14 protein-coding genes are annotated in these 15,546 nt (G+C 66.0%); 8 read left to right on the top strand and 6 right to left on the bottom strand.

The genetic code is table 11. The features are described 5' to 3' along the window. Nucleotide 1: 1 nt before the first annotated feature. Both AAEU42_RS06340 and AAEU42_RS06335 read left to right on the top strand, forming a co-directional pair. Nucleotides 2-1,219 (top strand): dipeptidase, encoded by a 1,218-nt coding sequence (locus tag AAEU42_RS06340; RefSeq protein ID WP_342232694.1) that lies wholly within the window; start codon nt 2-4, stop codon nt 1,217-1,219. A 24-nt stretch (nt 1,220-1,243) separates the two neighbouring features. Beyond that, nucleotides 1,244-2,464 (top strand): dipeptidase, encoded by a 1,221-nt coding sequence (locus AAEU42_RS06335; RefSeq protein ID WP_342232693.1) that lies wholly within the window; start codon nt 1,244-1,246, stop codon nt 2,462-2,464. A 47-nt stretch (nt 2,465-2,511) separates the two neighbouring features. Here AAEU42_RS06335 and AAEU42_RS06330 read toward each other — a convergent pair whose 3' ends face one another. After that, entirely contained in the window at nt 2,512-3,033 is a 522-nt protein-coding gene (locus AAEU42_RS06330) for a GNAT family N-acetyltransferase (RefSeq protein WP_342232692.1), read from the bottom strand. Between the two features lie 132 nt (nt 3,034-3,165). On the opposite strand from AAEU42_RS06330, the gene AAEU42_RS06325 reads away from it, so the two are divergent. The 6 genes from AAEU42_RS06325 (at nt 3,166) to AAEU42_RS06300 (ending at nt 9,695) form a co-directional block, all read left to right on the top strand. Next, nucleotides 3,166-4,530 carry an alanine/glycine:cation symporter family protein gene (locus AAEU42_RS06325; protein ID WP_342232691.1) on the top strand — a complete coding sequence of 455 codons (1,365 nt, stop codon included), beginning with the start codon at nt 3,166-3,168 and terminating at the stop codon, nt 4,528-4,530. 68 nt (nt 4,531-4,598) lie between these two features. Beyond that, nucleotides 4,599-5,150 (top strand): hypothetical protein, encoded by a 552-nt coding sequence (locus tag AAEU42_RS06320; protein ID WP_342232690.1) that lies wholly within the window; start codon nt 4,599-4,601, stop codon nt 5,148-5,150. Between the two features lie 107 nt (nt 5,151-5,257). Further along, nucleotides 5,258-5,923, top strand: a complete 666-nt coding sequence (locus tag AAEU42_RS06315; protein WP_342232689.1) for a response regulator transcription factor — start codon at nt 5,258-5,260, stop codon at nt 5,921-5,923. Beyond that, nucleotides 5,920-6,930, top strand: a complete 1,011-nt coding sequence (locus AAEU42_RS06310; RefSeq protein WP_342232688.1) for a sensor histidine kinase — start codon at nt 5,920-5,922, stop codon at nt 6,928-6,930. Before AAEU42_RS06315 ends, AAEU42_RS06310 begins: the two co-directional genes overlap by 4 nt. A 76-nt stretch (nt 6,931-7,006) precedes the next feature. Next, nucleotides 7,007-7,765, top strand: coding sequence for an ABC transporter ATP-binding protein (locus AAEU42_RS06305; RefSeq protein ID WP_342232687.1), 759 nt, complete (start codon nt 7,007-7,009; stop codon nt 7,763-7,765). Further along, nucleotides 7,752-9,695, top strand: a complete 1,944-nt coding sequence (locus AAEU42_RS06300) for an FtsX-like permease family protein (RefSeq protein WP_342232686.1) — start codon at nt 7,752-7,754, stop codon at nt 9,693-9,695. Before AAEU42_RS06305 ends, AAEU42_RS06300 begins: the two co-directional genes overlap by 14 nt. Before the next feature lie 54 nt (nt 9,696-9,749). Here AAEU42_RS06300 and AAEU42_RS06295 read toward each other — a convergent pair whose 3' ends face one another. The 5 genes from AAEU42_RS06295 to csaB form a co-directional block, all read right to left on the bottom strand. Then, nucleotides 9,750-10,397, bottom strand: a complete 648-nt coding sequence (locus AAEU42_RS06295) for an HAD family hydrolase (RefSeq protein WP_342232685.1) — start codon at nt 10,395-10,397, stop codon at nt 9,750-9,752. A 107-nt stretch (nt 10,398-10,504) separates the two neighbouring features. Beyond that, on the bottom strand, nt 10,505-11,440 hold the full coding sequence (locus tag AAEU42_RS06290; protein WP_342232684.1) for an inorganic phosphate transporter: 936 nt from the start codon (nt 11,438-11,440) through the stop codon (nt 10,505-10,507). Nucleotides 11,441-11,497: 57 nt separating this feature from the next. Beyond that, the gene (locus tag AAEU42_RS06285) at nt 11,498-12,139 is read right to left on the bottom strand and encodes a MarR family transcriptional regulator (protein ID WP_342232683.1); all 642 of its coding nucleotides are present in this window, start codon (nt 12,137-12,139) and stop codon (nt 11,498-11,500) included. A 28-nt stretch (nt 12,140-12,167) separates the two neighbouring features. After that, nucleotides 12,168-13,253 (bottom strand): glycosyltransferase, encoded by a 1,086-nt coding sequence (locus tag AAEU42_RS06280; RefSeq protein ID WP_342232682.1) that lies wholly within the window; start codon nt 13,251-13,253, stop codon nt 12,168-12,170. Continuing rightward, a complete protein-coding gene (gene csaB / locus AAEU42_RS06275) occupies nt 13,250-15,490 on the bottom strand; it encodes a polysaccharide pyruvyl transferase CsaB (RefSeq protein ID WP_342232681.1) in 2,241 nt (746 codons plus the stop codon). The genes AAEU42_RS06280 and csaB overlap by 4 nt, the downstream gene beginning before the upstream one ends. Nucleotides 15,491-15,546 lie beyond the last annotated feature (56 nt).

Here is a 15,546-nt window from a genome sequence, read left to right as displayed (position 1 = left end):
CATGGAATTCAAACAGAAAAAGGGCTACCGCCCCTACGAGGCCTACGAATACCTGGAGCCGGGAAAGGATTTTCCCGTCATCGACTGGGCGGACTGGGACTGGGCGGGCCGCCACGTGCTGGAATTGAGTGCCGGGGAGGAGGACCGGGTGGCCGAGCTGCTGGAGCGTTTTCCCTGCATCAGCCTCCACGACCACCCCGACTTCACCACCCGGGACATGTCCACCTGCGAGCCTTTGTTCGACGCCATGCGCTCCGGCCGGGACCGCTGCGGCTACGAGGCCCTGTCCTGGTCCAACCTGGACTGCATCTTCGACAATATGATGGACGGCACCAATATCATCTCCAGCCCCCAGGGGTGGAAGTGGATCGATATCATCCACGATTTGGGGATGCGTCTGTGCGACATCGCCCACCAGGATTTCCTGGTCCACTGTAAGACGGTGGAGGACATCTTCGCGGCCAAGCGGGCGGGGAAGATCGCCTGCGTTTTCGTCATCGAGGGGGCGGCCCCCATTGAAAACGAGGTGGACCGCATCGACATCCTCTATGGCCTGGGCATCCGGCAGCTGGGGGTGACCTACTCCGAGAGCAACGCCCTGGGCAGCGGATGCCGGGAGGACCACGACGGCGGCCTGACCCAGTTCGGCCGGGCCTGCGTGGAGCGGATGAACAAGGTGGGCATGCTCCTGGACGTGTCCCACTGCGGGCCACAGACCGCCTACGACGCCGTCACCCACTCGAAAAAGCCGGTCATCGTGAGCCACGTGGGGGCCAAAGGGGTCTGGAACACCAAGCGGATGGCCGACGACGAGCTCATCCGGGCGGTGGGGGCCAAAGGCGGTGTCATCGGCATCGAGGCCGCCCCCCACACCACCATGTCCAAGACTAAGATGACCCACGACCTGGACAGCTACATGGAGCACTTTGAGTACGTCAAAAACCTGGTGGGCATCGACCACGTGGGCTTTGGCGTGGACTGCATGTACGGGGACCACGTGGGGCTCCACCACGCCTTTGCCGCCGCCCTCTCCACCGGGGAGACCGGCAAGAGCCAGAGCGAGTATACCGAGGTGCCCTTCGTCAAATATCTGGAGAATCCCACGGAGGCCAGCTGGAATATCATCCGGTGGCTGGTGAAGCACGGCTACTCCGACGAGGACATCGGCAAGGTCATCGGCGGCAACGCCATCCGGGTCCTGAGGGAAGTCTGGGCCTGAGACAACGGAAAGAAGGAACAGAAGATGGAATTTCAGAAAAAACCGGCCTACAAGGGCTATCGGGCCTATGAATATCTGGAGGAGGGGCTGGACTACCCCAAGTTCGACTGGACCGACTGGGACTGGGCGGGCCGCCACGTGGTGGAGCTCTCCGCCGAGGAGGAGGCCCGGGTGGCCGAGCTGCAGGCCAAATATCCCTACGTCAGCGTCCATGACCACCCCACCCTGTTCCCCAAGAAGGTGGACAGCGCCGACGATATTTACAGCGCCATGAGAAACGGCCGGGAGATGACCGCCTACGAGGCCCTGGCCTACTCCAACCTGGACTGCGTCTTTGACAACCAGCTGGACGGGGTGAACATCATCTCCAGCCCTGGGGGCTGGAAGTGGATCGATATCATCCACGACCTGGGGATGCGCCTGTGCGACATCGCCCACCAGGACTTCCTGATCCACTGCAAGACGGTGGAGGACATCTTTGCGGCCAAGAAGGCGGGCAAGATCGCCTGGGTCGCGGTGGTGGAGGGGGCGGCCCCCATCGAGAACGAGGTGGACCGCATCGACATCCTTTACGGCCTGGGCATCCGCCAGCTGGGTGTGACCTACTCCGAGAGCAACGCCCTGGGAAGCGGCTGCAAGGAGGACCATGACGGCGGCCTCACCAAGTTCGGCCAGGCCTGCGTGGAGCGGATGAACAAGGTGGGCATGCTCCTGGACGTGTCCCACTGCGGGCCCCAGACCGCCTACGACGCGGTGATGTACTCCAAGAAGCCCATCATCGCCTCTCACGTGGGGGCCAAGGGGGTCTGGAACACCAAGCGGATGGCCAGCGACGAACTCATCCAGGCGGTGGGGGCCAAGGGCGGCGTGGTCGGGATCGAGGCCGCCCCCCACACCACCATGTCCAAGACCAAGATGACCCACGACCTGGACAGCTTTATGGAGCACTTTGAGTATGTGAAGAACATGGTCGGCATCGACCACGTGGGCTTCGGGGTGGACTGCCTCTACGGCGACCACGTGGGGGTCCACCACGCCTTTGCCAAGGCCCTGTCCCTGGCAGCCACATCCAAGGCCGGCGTGGCGCCCTATGAGGAGGTGCCCTTCGTCAAGTACCTGGAGAATCCCACCGAGTCCAGCTGGAACATCATCCGGTGGCTGGTGAAGCACGGCTATTCCGACGAGGACATCGGCAAGGTCATCGGCGGCAATGCCATCCGGGTTCTGAAGGAAGTCTGGGCCTGATTTCAATTAAAAAAGAAGCGCCGGCTGTCAGGCCGGCGCTTCTCTTTTTATCGGGTTTCCATCAGATATTTTTCCAGGCACACCAGCCCCACGCCAGAGATGCCGTTGAAGGTGCAGGGCAGGATAGCGGCTTCCCGGTAGCCCAGGCGGCGGTAGAGCGCCCGGGCGCCGGTATTGCGCTCATTGGTGTCGATGCGCAGGTAGGGGCAGTCCTGGGCGCGGGCGTACTCCTCGTAGAATTGGAGGAACTGGGAGCCGTAGCCCTGCCCCGCGGCGGCCGGGTCCACCACCAGGGTGTGGAATACCATCACCCGTTCCGGCGGGGCCTCATACGCCCAGGGGCACTGGGCGTACACGTCCACCTGTTCCTGGTTGATGCGCCCGGCGGCCACCACAACGCCACCGTCCTCCAGCACGAAGAGGTCGCCCTTGTCCAGGGCTTGGCGGGCCGTGTCCAGGGTGGGGTAGACCCCCCTCTGCCAGCCGGTGCGCTCCTCGCCCCGGTCCAGGATGCGCTCGTATATTTCCGCCACCCGGGGCAGGTCCGCCTCAGTCGCTTTGCGTATCATTTCAACCACCTCAAAACAGTTTTCAAGCAGCTTCATTATAGCCCCTGTCCCACCCTTTGGCAAGAAAAAGGACCGGCCCCCTTCTTTTTGGCCGGCCCGCCGCATACCCCTGGGAGGAAAGGGGTGTTGTCCATGCTGGAGCGGTTGGCGGATCTGATTTGGCAGCCCTGGCTGCTGGGGCTGTTTTTGCTGGTGGGGCTGTGGTGCTCCCTGCGCACCGGCTTTTTCCAGGTCTTCGGGCTGGGGACCTGGCTCAAGGCCACGGTGGGGAACCTGTTCCGGGCCAAAAAGAAAACAAGCGCCGGGGGGCTGACCCAGTTCCAGGCCCTCTCCACCGCCCTGGCCTCCACCATCGGCACCGGCTCCATCGCCGGGGTGGCCACCGCCATCTTCTTCGGCGGGCCGGGGGCGGTGTTCTGGATGTGGGTCTCCGCCCTTCTGGGGCTGATGACCAGCTTCGTGGAAAAGACCTTGGCGGTGAAGTACCGCCGCAAGGCCCCCGGCGGCGGCTGGGAGGGCGGGCCCATGGAGTACATGGGCCGGGGCCTCCGCTGGAAGGGGGCGGCCAAGTGGTTTTCCCTGTGGTGCGTGCTGGCCTCCCTCACCGGCGGGGCCCTGGTGCAGTCCAACTCCATCGCCTCCGCCCTCCACGCCGCCCTGGGCTGGAACGAGCTGGCGGTGGGACTTATCACCGCCCTGGCCACCGGCGCGGTCATCCTGGGGGGCATCGGCCGGGTGGGGAAGGTCAGCGAAACGCTGGTGCCAGCTATGGCGGTTTTGTTCCTCGGCTCGGGCCTCCTGGTGATCTGGGCCCACCGGACGATGGTGTGGCCCGCCCTTCAGGAGATTGTGGTCTGCGCGGTCACCCCCAAGGCCGCCCTGGGGGGCGCCGCCGGGTATACCGTCTCCGGGGCCCTGCGCTACGGGGTGGCCCGGGGGGTGTTCACCAACGAGGCGGGGGTGGGCTCCTCCGCCATGGCCCACGCCGCCGCCGATACCGACGCCCCGGCGGAGGAGGGCTTCTGGGGGATGTTCGAGGTCTTTTTCGCCACGCTGGTGGTGTGCACCGTCACCGCCCTCACCATCCTTACCTCCGGGGTCTATGACCCCGCCGCCGCCCTCTCCGCCCTGGAAAGCGGCACGGTGACGGGGGCCATGACCGGTTCCCCCCTCTCCGCCGCCGCCTTCGCCACCGTGTTCGGCCCCCGGGGGCCTATTCTGGTGGCGGTGTGCCTGCTCCTCTTCGCCTTTACCTCTCTGCTGGGGTGGAGCTATTACGGCGAGCGGGGCCTGGCCTGCCTCACCGGGGACAACGGCCTGCGGCGGCCCTTCCGGCTCATCTTCCTGGCCACGGTGGCCCTGGGGAGCGTGGGGGAGGTGGGGGTAGTCTGGGCCCTCTCCGACATCTGCAACGGCCTCATGGCCCTGCCTAACCTGCTGGCGGTGGCCCTCCTGGCTCCCGAGGCGTGGCTGGAGCTGAAAAAGTTCACAAAATAAATACAATTTTGACTGGAATTCCGCCGGGGATGTGATAGGATAGCCCCAGATACAAAGGAGGAAGAACCATGAACAATTTGGGAGAATTTGTGGGATTGCTGGCGGGGAAATTTGACAATTCGGAACAAATGAAGACGGTGGAGGCGGAGGGGGTCAAGGGCTTCCCCTTCTCCGAGCACGTGAACACCATCTGCAACGGAAAAATCGACGGCCTGCCCCAGGGCTTCGCCGGGGTGTTCCTGGTGGAGGAGAGCTACTACACCGTGGAGGACAAGACCCGGGCCGTGGCCCATCTGTTCCTCTTCACCCAGGAGGGGGAGGACGTCCTTTTGACGTCCTACGACCTCCCCGAGGGCTGCGATGGGGCCCGCTTCACCTATGAGAACATGCCCCGAACGCCCTACGGGGCGCTGAAGCCCTCGGCCAAGTTCACCCCGGCCCGGTACAGCCGGAAGGACGGGGCCTGGGAGGGGGGGAGCGTGAGCATGTTCTCCCCGGCGCTGAAGTTCACCCTCTGGGAGCGGTTCTCCCCCGAGGTCCTGGAGGTTTCCGAGACCATGGAGGTCAACGGGAAGAAAACCATGGGCTATGACAGGCCCATCCTCTACAAGCGCAAATAAGGCGGCGAGGAAAGCCGGCCCCCAAGGGGCCGGCTTTCCTCTGCCCCGGATGGACAGCCCCCGCCGCCTGTGTTAAGATAGGGACAAATGAGCCGGGAGTGTGAGCCATGCGGAAAATCATGATTATCGAGGACGACGCCGCCATCCGGGAGGAGCTGGAGCTGCTGCTGAACAACGAGGGCTACCGGGCCCTTCCCGTGACCGACTTCACCGGGGTGCCGGGACAGGTGTCCGCCGCCGCCCCGGACCTCATCCTCCTGGACCTGGGCCTGCCGGGCCGGGACGGCTTCTCCCTGTGCGCCGACATCCGCAGGGTGTCCGCCGCCCCGGTGATTTTCGTCACCAGCCGGGACTCCGCCATGGACGAGCTGCGGGCCTTGAGCCTGGGGGGCGACGACTACATCACCAAGCCCTACAACATCCCCGTGCTGCTGGCGCGGGTGAAGGCGGTGCTCCGCCGGGGCGGGGCGGCGGAGGAGGCTGACACCCTGGAGGCGGGCGGGCTGCGCCTGTGCCTGTCGAAGGGCGTCGTCTCCGCCGGGGAGCGGACGGCGGAGCTGACCCGGAACGAGCTGAAAATACTGGCCTATCTGATGGCCCGGCCCGGGGAGATTGTCTCCCGGGCCGACCTCATCGACGCGCTGTGGGACAGCCAAATCTACATCGACGACAACACCCTCAGCGTCAACATGACCCGCCTGCGGGACAAGCTGGCGGGGCTGGGAGCCGCCGGGTGCGTCAAGACCCGCCGGGGCATGGGGTACCAGCTGTGACGGCCCGGGCGTTTTTCTCCGACCGGCTGGGCCGTCTGTTGCTGTGGCCGGCGGCCATGGCGGTGACGGCGGCATTCCTGGCAGCCACCGGCACCCAGGGCGGCGTGCTGGTCATCGTCCTGGCGGCGTGGTGCCTCGCCTTTCTGGCGGCGCAGGGGGTCGATTTCCTGAAGACCCGCGCCCACCTGAAGGAGCTCCAGGCCGTCATGGACGGCCTGGACGAAAAGTACCTCTTCGCTGCGTGCGCGCCCAAGCCCAAGGACGCCTACGAGCGGGAGCTTTTCGACCTGGCCCGCCGGTCGGGGAAGGCCATGCTGGAGGCGGTGTCCGACGCCCAGGCCGCCCAGCGGGAGTACCGGGAGTACGTGGAGGACTGGGTCCACGAAATCAAGACCCCCATCACGGCGGCCCGGCTCATCAGCCGGGGGGCCGACGGGGACACCCGCCGCAAGCTGGACCGGGAGCTGGGCCAAATCGAGGACCACGTGGAGCGGGCCCTCTTCTACGCCCGGGCGGAGAGCCCGGAAAAGGACTTCCTGATCCGCCGGGTCAAGCTGGCGGACCTGGCCGCCCAGGCCGTGGAGCGCAACCGGGCCCTCCTCATCCAAAGCGGGGTGCGGGTGGAGACCGAGGGGCTGGACCGGGAGGTCTACACCGACGAGAAGTGGGCGTGCTTCCTGCTGGGCCAGCTGCTCCAAAACGCGGTGCGCTACCGGGGGGAGGAACCCGTCGTCACCCTCTCCGCCAAGCCCCTGGGCCGGCAGGTTCGGCTCACCGTGGCGGACAACGGCATCGGCATCCCCGCCCACGAGCTGCCCCGGGTCTGCGAGCGGGGCTTCACGGGCAGCAACGGCCGGGCCCGGGGCGGCTCCACCGGGATGGGGCTCTATATCTGCCGCCGCCTGGCGGGCTTTTTGGACCTGGATATGCGGATTGAGTCGGAGGAGGGGCAGGGCACCCAGGTTCTCCTGACCTTCCCGGCCAAGGAGAACCTTACAAAAGTGTAAGATAAGTCCATGCCAGAGCGATACCATCGGCCCCCCGTTCGGTGTATCCTGAAGGTACAAGCGAGGAGGCAGTGATATGCTGGAAGTACGGAACATCGAGAAATACTACGGGAGCAAAAACAACGTCACCAAGGCCCTGGACCGGGTGAGCTTTTCGGTGGCGAAGGGCGAGTTCATCGCCATCATGGGGGCCTCGGGCAGCGGCAAGACGACGCTTCTCAACTGCATCTCCACCATCGACACGGTGAGCGCGGGCAGCATCCTGCTGGACGGGGAGAACATCGCGGAGCTGCCGGAACGGGAGCTGGCCCGGTTCCGCCGGGAGCGGCTGGGCTTCGTGTTCCAGGACTTCAACCTGCTGGACACCCTCACCCTGGAGGAGAACATCGGCCTGGCCCTCACCATCAACCACGCCGACCCCCAGGAGGTCCAGAAGCGGGTGCGGGAGGCGGCGGGGCGGCTGGGCATCGAAAACGAGCTGGCCAAGTTCCCCTACCAGGTCTCCGGCGGCCAGAAGCAGCGGGCGGCCTGCGCCCGGGCCATGGTGGCGGGGCAGTCGCTGATTTTGGCCGACGAGCCCACCGGGGCCCTGGACTCCAAGGCGTCCAAGAATCTGCTGGAAATCATGTCCAAAATGAACCGGGCCATGTCCGCCACCATCCTCATGGTCACCCACGACGCGTACAGCGCCAGCTACGCCTCCCGGGTGCTCTTTTTGAAGGACGGGCGGCTCTTCAACGAGCTGATCCGGGCCGAGCGGACCCGGCAGGTCTTCTACCACGAGATTTTGGATGTGCTGGCCCTGCTGGGGGGTGACGTCAGTGACGTTATCTGAGCTCTCCCTCCGCAACGCCAGGCGGCAGGCCAGGGACTATCTGGTCTACTTCGTCACCATCGTCATGGCCGCCGCCCTGATGTACGCCTTCAACGGCCTCGTCTTCTCCCAAGAGCTGCAAAGCCTGTCCGACATGATGGACGCCATGCCCCTGGTGCTGACGCTGGCCAGCGCCGTGGTGGTGTGCGTCATCGGCTGGCTGGTGCAGTACACCATGGCCTTCATGCTCGCCCGCCGCAGCCGGGAGCTGGGAACATATATCCTCATCGGCCTGGAGAGCCGGCAGGTGGCCCGGCTCTTCTTCCTGGAAAACCTGGCCGTGGGCGGCATCGCCCTGGCCCTGGGGGTCCTGCTGGGAAACCTCCTCTTCCAGGCCCTGCGGGCCGTCACCCTGGCCCTCTTCGGCGCGCCCTACGCCTTCAGCTTTGCCTTTTCCCTCCCGGCGGTGGGGCTGACCCTGTTTTACTTCGCCCTCATTTACTTCTTCGCCCTGGGGAAGAGCCGCAAGCGCATCCGGCGCATGAAAATCAGCGAGCTCATGGACTTCGACCGGCGCAACGAGGAGGAGGTCATCCAGAAGAGCCGCAGCCGGAAGCGGATTTTCGTGGTGTCCATCCTGCTGGGCGTTATCGGCACGGTGCTCATCATGACCCGGACCCTGGCCCTGGGCATTTTGGGGGCGGCGCTCATCATCGCCTTCCTCTACGGGTTCTTTATCAGCTTTTCCTCCGGCGTCCCCGCCTGGTTCGACGAGAGGGCGGAGCGCAAGTACACAGGGGAGCGGCTGCTGATTTTCCGCACCCTGTCGGCCAAGCTGGCCACCATGGGGGTGGTCATGGCCACCATCGCCCTGCTGTTCACGGCCACCCTCATCTCAGAGGGCTCCGGCCTCGTCTTCCACGCCCTCTTCCAAAGCAGGAACGAGCAGACCACCTGCTTCGATTTGTATATCGGCTCCACGGACCGGGACGAGCACGATTTCGACGACTACCTGGCCTACGTGGACGAGAACATCCCCGTCCGGGCGGACTGGCGGTACCGCGTCTACCGGGGGAACGACGCCCAGGTCACCTCCTATCTTGACGCCAACGCCGACTACTGGTCCACCTTTGAGTACGATACCGTGATGGCCTTCAGCGACTACGTCGCCCTGCGGGCCATGCTGGACTACCCGGAGGCCGAGCTGGCGCCGGGGACCTACCTCATCCACTGCATGTCCTACCTGGGCCCCCTCATGGAGGGGTACGACCGGAGCGTGACGGTGGGGGATCAGACCTTCGCCCCCGGCGGGGTGTACACCGAGCACTTCACCCAAGCCCTCTGGGACGGCAACGGCCGGGGCTTCATCCTGGTGGTGCCCGACGAGGCGGCGAAGGCCCGCCCGGTGAGCCACAGCATCTACGCCGCCATGACCGACGAGCCGGTGAAGGGGGCCGTCATGAGGGGCCTGACCCAGATGAGGGACGACAAGGATGATTCCATCGACGGCTACGACACCCTCTTCTCCAAGGGGGCCGTGGAGGCGGAGAACGCCGCCTCCTACGCCATGCTCGTCTTCCCCCTCTACTACCTGGCCCTGGTGCTCACCATGGTGGCGGCCACCATCCTGACCATCCAGCAGCTCAGCGAGGCGGGCCGCTACCGCCGCCAGTTCGAGCTGCTGCGGAAGCTGGGCATGGACCGCCGGGAGATGAAACGGGCCCTGGGCCGTCAGTTCGCGATCTATTACGCCCTGCCCGCCGTCCCGCCCCTGCTCATCGGCGTGCCCTTCATCGCGGGGCTGGGCGGGCTTCTGGACCCCGGCGTCCTGGCCGGTCCCGCCCAGGTGGCGGCCATCGTGGGGGTGGCCCTGGGGCTGTTCCTGCTCATCTATCTGACCTATATCCTGATGGCCTATACCAGCATGAAGCGGACCGTACTGCCCGCGTGAGAACAAAAGAGACGAGGCGGAGCCCTGCATGGGCTCCGCCTCGTTTTTCTGATGTCACACCAGATCCAGAAGCTCGGCGGGGGTGTCGGCCAAAGCCGCGGCGCCGTGGGCCCGGAGGAACCCGGCGTCCCGGAAGCCCCAGGTCACGCTGATACAGGGCAGCCCGGCGTTCCGGGCGGTGGCGAGGTCCACGTCGGAGTCCCCCACGTAGACCGCCTTGGCCCCGTTCTCCCCCAGTGTCCGAAGCGCCTGGAACACCATGGCCGGGTCGGGCTTCTTGGGGGCGGCGGGGGACTCCCCGGCGGTGGCGTGGAACAGGCCGGGGAAATAGTCCGCCACCAGCCCCTTCACGGCGGCGTCAAACTTGTTGGACACCACCGCCAGCTTGTACCCATTCTCCCGCAGGGCTTTGAGAAGCTCAATGACGCCGGGATAGGGGGCGGTCTTGTCCATCATGTGGGCGGCGTAACAGTCCCGAAAAAGGGACAGGCACTTGGCCTCGTCCTCTTCGGTCGTCCCGGCGGGGACGGCCCTGGCCATGAGGTTTCCCACCCCGTTGCCCACGAACTGCCGCACCTCCTCCAAGGACCGGGCGGGCCAGCCCATCGCCCCCAGGGCGAAGTTGACGGCGTCCGCCAAATCCTCCAGGGTATTCAGCAAAGTGCCGTCCAAATCAAAAATGACCGTATCATATCGGTTCACAAAAATACCTCCGTCTCACAAAAAAGGCTCCCCCTCTGGGGGAGCTGTCGGCCTAGAGGCCGACTGAGAGGGCGTCCCCGCGCCTCCCCAAATCAGACGAAACTATTTTACCACACCACAAGGCATTTGACGAGGAAAAACGCGATGCCGCCGCAGGCGGGAAAGGTGAGGAGCCACGCCAGCCCCAAAGACCCGGCTACCTTTCCGTCGGGGGAGGCCCCCGCCCCCAGGATGGCGGCAGTTTTCACGTGTGTGGTGGACACGGGCAGACCCAGGGCGGTGCACAGCGCCAGGGCGGCGGCGCAGCCCAGGTCGGCGGCGAAGCCGGAGCGGGGGGTGAGCAGCACCATCCTCCGGCCCACGGTGTCGATGATGCGCCTGCCCCCCAGCAGGGTCCCCAGGGCCATGCACCCGGCACACCAGAAGGCCGCCCAGGGCGGCACGGCGTAGCCCCCGGCGCCCAGGGTGATGGCCAGGGCCAGCACCCCCAGGAATTTCTGGCCGTCCTGGGCCCCGTGGAGGAAGGCGGTGAGGGCGGCCCCCGCCACCTGACCCTTTCGGTAGAGCCCGGGCCTGCCCTTGGGGAGGCGCCGCCCTGCCAGCCGCCCCAGGGCGGCGCCCAGGGCCAGAGAGAGGACCAGCCCCAGCCCCACCAGGGCCAGCGGGGCCAGCCGGAGCCGCCCCGCGCCCAAAGCCAAGGCCGCCCCGGTGAGGCCCGCCACCAGGGCGTGGCTCTCACTGGTGGGAATGCCGAACCGCCACGCGGCGACGCCCCAGAGGACGGCGGAAGCCAGCGCAGCGGTGAGGGCCGTGAGGGCGTGGGGGCCGAAATCCGCGATGGAGTAGAGGGTGCGGGCCACCGAATCGTTGACCGCGGCGGAGCACACCACGCCCAGAAGGTTGCACCCCGCCGCCATGGCCGCGGCGGCGGGGAAGGGGAGCACCCCCGAGGCCACCGGGGTGGCGATGGCATTGGGGGCGTCGGTCCAGCCATTGACGAAGATGACGGCTGTGAGCAGGAGCAGAACGGGCAGAAGCGGCATAATGAAAACACCCCCTGCCCAATGATATGGCAGGGGGTGGCGGTATATGAAGACGGGTCAATCCAGAGGAATGACGATGCCGTTTTCTCCAACGAGAAGCATGCTGATGCCGGTTCGCTTTTTAGCCAAGACGGGAAGACGCTCCCACAGCCCGCGGAAGGTCTTATGGTCGGGGAACGCGATGCTGTATTTGGCGTCAGGGTCCTCCATGCGCTGTAAGGTCTCTCCCAGGATACTGAGAAAATAGTTGTGACGCATTGCCTCCCGGGAACCGGGCCCTTTTACCTCGATCAACCAGCGTTCCGTTCCCCGGACAGCCTCGATATCGACGCCGTGGCGTTTCCCCCAGGCGACCGTGACGGACCAGCCGTCGGTTTCCAGCCAGCGGGAGAGGATGGCTTTGATATCGTCCTCCTCCAGCGCGGCAGAAGAGCCGGGCCGCCCGCTGCCCCCTTTTTCAACAATGGGGCCTGCTTGCCGCTGGGGCCGCTCTTTCATCGTCCGGAAGTTGACGGGGTAATTGCCAAGATGGTTGTTTTTGTCTGGGTTGGGCACTCTGGTCAGGAGACCGGCCCCGGCCAGTTGACGGCATGCCTGATTGACCTGCTGGTGAGGGCGGCCGCAGCGCTTTTCCAGATCTGTGTCCGTGAGTCCGGGGAAAAGAAATACCGCCTCCATGATCTCGTCTTTGAGGGACATAAAAGAGTGCCTCCCATGGTGTAAAAAGTCAGAACATCCCGATGCTCTCCAAGATCCGGTTGACCTCCCTGGCCCGCTCACTCCAGGCGGCGGCCTGGCCGTAGGCCCTGCGGCGGTCGAAGGCCCAGCGGCCCGCCTCCTCTAGGGCGCTGGAGCACATCAGGGAGAACTCCGCCGGGGAGTGGGCCCCGTAGACCACGTCGGGGAAGTCCTCCACCTGCCCGGGGCGGAGCATGGCCACCACGGGCCGTCCGGTGGAGAGGTATTCGAACATCCGGGAGTGGATCACGTCGTCATAGAGGTGGGTGCGGCGGAGCAGGTAGAGGCAGACGTCGAAATTGCAGATGTAGTCAGGCAGATCCACCGGCGCCGCCGGGCCCAGCCAGCGGACGTTGGGCTCGTCCAGCAGCTCGGGGAGGAGCCGGTTGCCCCGGTCGGGGCCGATGAGGACCAGGGTGCAGTCGGGATGGGAGCGGATGGCCTTCAGGGCGGGGGAGAGGTCCAAATCCTCCCAGAGGGTGCCCACAAAGCCCAGGATGGGGCCCTTGATGTCCCGCAGGGCCTCTGGCTTGGGCAGGCCGTCCTTGGCGAACATGGGGTAGTTGACCCCGTAGGGGAGAAGGGCCACGTTGGCGTTGCAGGGGGCGATGTGGCTCACCAGGTCGGGGGAGGCGGCGAAGACCACGTCGGAGGCCACGGCCAGGTCGCTCTCCCACTGCTCGGGCAGGCCGGGCCAGTCCTGGTAGCAGTCGTACACCAGCCCCCGGTAGGCGATGGCGTCCAGGTACTCCGCCCCGGCGGGGCTGGCGCACCAGAGGACGGGCTCTTTAAAACGATGGCGCTCCAGCTTGGACTGGAGGAACCGGGTGACCCGGGAGCGGCTGTACCGGTAGAGGAGCCCCTTGGCCGGATCGTCGGTGAGGATGGGAGGCAGGGTGTAGACGATGACGCCGGGGCGGACCTTCCGGCCCGGCTGTTTCCAGCTTTTGTCCCCCCTGGGCGCGGGGGGCTCGAAGAAGAGGACCTCGGTGTCCCGCATCCGGCTCATGAGCTGCTGGGTCCGGGTGGGCACCTGAGCCCAGGGCTCCCCGGAGAGGCAGACCAGCTGTCTCATATGGCGTCTCCTCCTTTCAAACCCAGGAGCCGCCCGGCGGTGTCCCGGTTGCGCCGCTCCACTTCCCGCAGCCGCTCCACGCCGCCCGCCAGGAAGGCCTCATCCCCGATGCGGGCCACGGCGGCGTCCAGATGGGCCTTGAGGCCGTCCAGGGTGAGCTGGTCCAGGTCGGTGTAGAGGTCCTGGCCGATGTAGGACAGGAAGGAGCTGATCTTGGGGTCATAGACCACCCCCACCAGGGGCACTCCCTGGCCGGCGGAGAACACCAGGGCGTGGAGCCGCATGGACACCACCACCTTCATCCGGGCGAATAGGCCGATGGTGTGGGCGGAGGCGCCGGTTTCCTCCAGAATGTGGTAGGGCGCCTTCATGTGCCTGGCGGCCAGCTTGGCCGCCCCCACGTCCAGCCGCCGCTCGATGGGCAGAAAGACGGGGGTGAGGCCGTATTTCTCGTAGACATAGTCGGCGGCCCGGCCGAAGATTTCGGCCTTGGCCTCAAAGCCCGGCCAGGGGCGGAGGGTGAAGCCGATATACCGCCCCGCCGGGTCCAGCCCGGCGCTCTCCAGGATGCCGTCCACCGTGGCGGGGTCGGCGGCGGGGAGGATAACGGTAGGGTCGGCGGAGAGAATGATCTCGGGGGCGGTGACCCCCATCCGCTCCAGCTCGGTCTTGGAGTGGGTGTCCCGCAGGGTGATGGCGTCTACCCGCTTCTGGAGCACCCCGGCGGCCAGGCGGCGGTTGGAGGGGTACTGGATGGGGCCGATGCCGCAGCCGTACATCATGACCTTGTTGCCCAAAACCTTGGCCGCCGAGATGGTGAAGAGATAGAACCACAGGCTCCGGCGGGAGGTGGCGTCCTGCATGAGGGAACCGCCGCCGTTGATGTAGAGCCGGGTCTTTCCCATCCGCCAGAGGAACCGGGGAATGTTGAAGGTGTAGATGGAGTTGACCCGGTAGGACAGCCGGGTGTCGGTGGGGTTGCGGGAGAGGACCCAGACGGGGAGATCGGGGTCGATCTGCCGCAACTCCCGGACGATGGCCTCCAAAATGGCGTCGTCCCCGGCGTTGCCCCGGCCGTAGGCCCCGCAGACCAATGCCCCGTCCCGCTTCCCCGTCTTGCGCCCCTTGCGGCGGATGATGGAGCGGTAGATCTCCAGCTGCCGCTCCAGGGTGCTCTCCAGGGAGAACTGGGTCCGGCCCTTCTCGTAGAGCCGCCGGCCCATATGTTCCCGGAGGGACTTGTCCCGGGCCAGGGCGACCAGATGACGGGAGAGGGTCTGGGCGTCCCCGGCGGGGAAGAGGAAGCCGTTGACCCCGTGGTCGATGAGGTAGGGCACGCCCCCCACCCGGCTGGCCACGGTGGGCAGGCCCGCCCGGGCCCCCTCGGTGAGGGAGTAGGGGAAGGTCTCGGAGATGGAGGTGAGGGTGCTCACGTCCAGGGCGTTATAAAAGCTGTCGGTGTCGGTGACCCACCCGGCGAAGCACACCACGTGGGCGACGCCCAGGTCGGCGGCCAGCTTTTTGAGGCGGTCCATCTCCTCGCCGTCGCCGCCGATGAGGAGGCGCAGGTTGGGGCACTCCTGGTAAGCCAGGGCAAAGCCCCGGACCAGGGTGGCGATGTCCTTGACAGGGTTCAGACGGGCGGCGATGCCCACCACCACGGAGCTTTCGTCGGCCTGGAGGCCCACGGAGCGCCAGTATTCCGCCCGGGACAGCTTGGGCTGGCGGGGGGTAAAGTCCAGGCCGTTATAGATGGTGAAGAGCTTGTCCGGGTCGAAGCCACGGGAGATGAGCAGGTCGGTCATGGCGTCGGAGACCCCGATGCGGTAGTCCAGCCTGCGCAGGGCCAGGGTGTTGATGGTGCCGTAGGTGAGCTTGGAGAAGGGCCGCCCCAGATAGTCCAGACGGTAGTCGGAGTGGACGGTGGACACCACAGGCAGGCCGGTGGCCCGGCGCAGGAGGGCGCCCATCATGTTGCCCCGGGCGCCGTGGCAGTGGATGAGGTCGTACTGCCCCTCCAGGACCAGCTTTTTGAGCTGGCGGAAGGCGCGGAAGACGTTCTGGCCGGGGAGGACCACCGTGGGGATGCCCAGCTCCCGGGCCTCCTGGGAGAAGGGGCCCTCCATAAAGCACACCATGGTCACGTCGATGGTGCGGCTCAAATTTTGCAGCAGCATGTGCACGTGGGTCTTGGCGCCCCCGGAGTCGCCGCCGCTGATGAGGTGGATGACTTTCATGGGTTCCTCCAAAAAAGACTTGAGAAGTATACGTAAGATATGATACAATACCTTTG

This window comes from Pseudoflavonifractor phocaeensis (genome assembly GCF_038439875.1).
GTDB lineage: Bacteria > Bacillota > Clostridia > Oscillospirales > Oscillospiraceae > Vermiculatibacterium.
This window is presented reverse-complemented; position numbering and strand designations above follow the sequence as displayed.

Coding starts and splice junctions, on each gene's coding strand:
- AAEU42_RS06340 (WP_342232694.1), top strand. CDS start 2: ATGGAATTCAAACAGAAAAAGGGCTACCGCCCCTACGAGGCCTACGAA.
- AAEU42_RS06305 (WP_342232687.1), top strand. CDS start 7,007: ATGCTGGAAGTACGGAACATCGAGAAATACTACGGGAGCAAAAACAAC.
- AAEU42_RS06290 (WP_342232684.1), bottom strand. CDS start 11,440: ATGCCGCTTCTGCCCGTTCTGCTCCTGCTCACAGCCGTCATCTTCGTC.
- AAEU42_RS06315 (WP_342232689.1), top strand. CDS start 5,258: ATGCGGAAAATCATGATTATCGAGGACGACGCCGCCATCCGGGAGGAG.
- AAEU42_RS06280 (WP_342232682.1), bottom strand. CDS start 13,253: ATGAGACAGCTGGTCTGCCTCTCCGGGGAGCCCTGGGCTCAGGTGCCC.
- AAEU42_RS06320 (WP_342232690.1), top strand. CDS start 4,599: ATGAACAATTTGGGAGAATTTGTGGGATTGCTGGCGGGGAAATTTGAC.
- csaB (WP_342232681.1), bottom strand. CDS start 15,490: ATGAAAGTCATCCACCTCATCAGCGGCGGCGACTCCGGGGGCGCCAAG.
- AAEU42_RS06325 (WP_342232691.1), top strand. CDS start 3,166: ATGCTGGAGCGGTTGGCGGATCTGATTTGGCAGCCCTGGCTGCTGGGG.
- AAEU42_RS06335 (WP_342232693.1), top strand. CDS start 1,244: ATGGAATTTCAGAAAAAACCGGCCTACAAGGGCTATCGGGCCTATGAA.
- AAEU42_RS06330 (WP_342232692.1), bottom strand. CDS start 3,033: ATGATACGCAAAGCGACTGAGGCGGACCTGCCCCGGGTGGCGGAAATA.
- AAEU42_RS06285 (WP_342232683.1), bottom strand. CDS start 12,139: ATGTCCCTCAAAGACGAGATCATGGAGGCGGTATTTCTTTTCCCCGGA.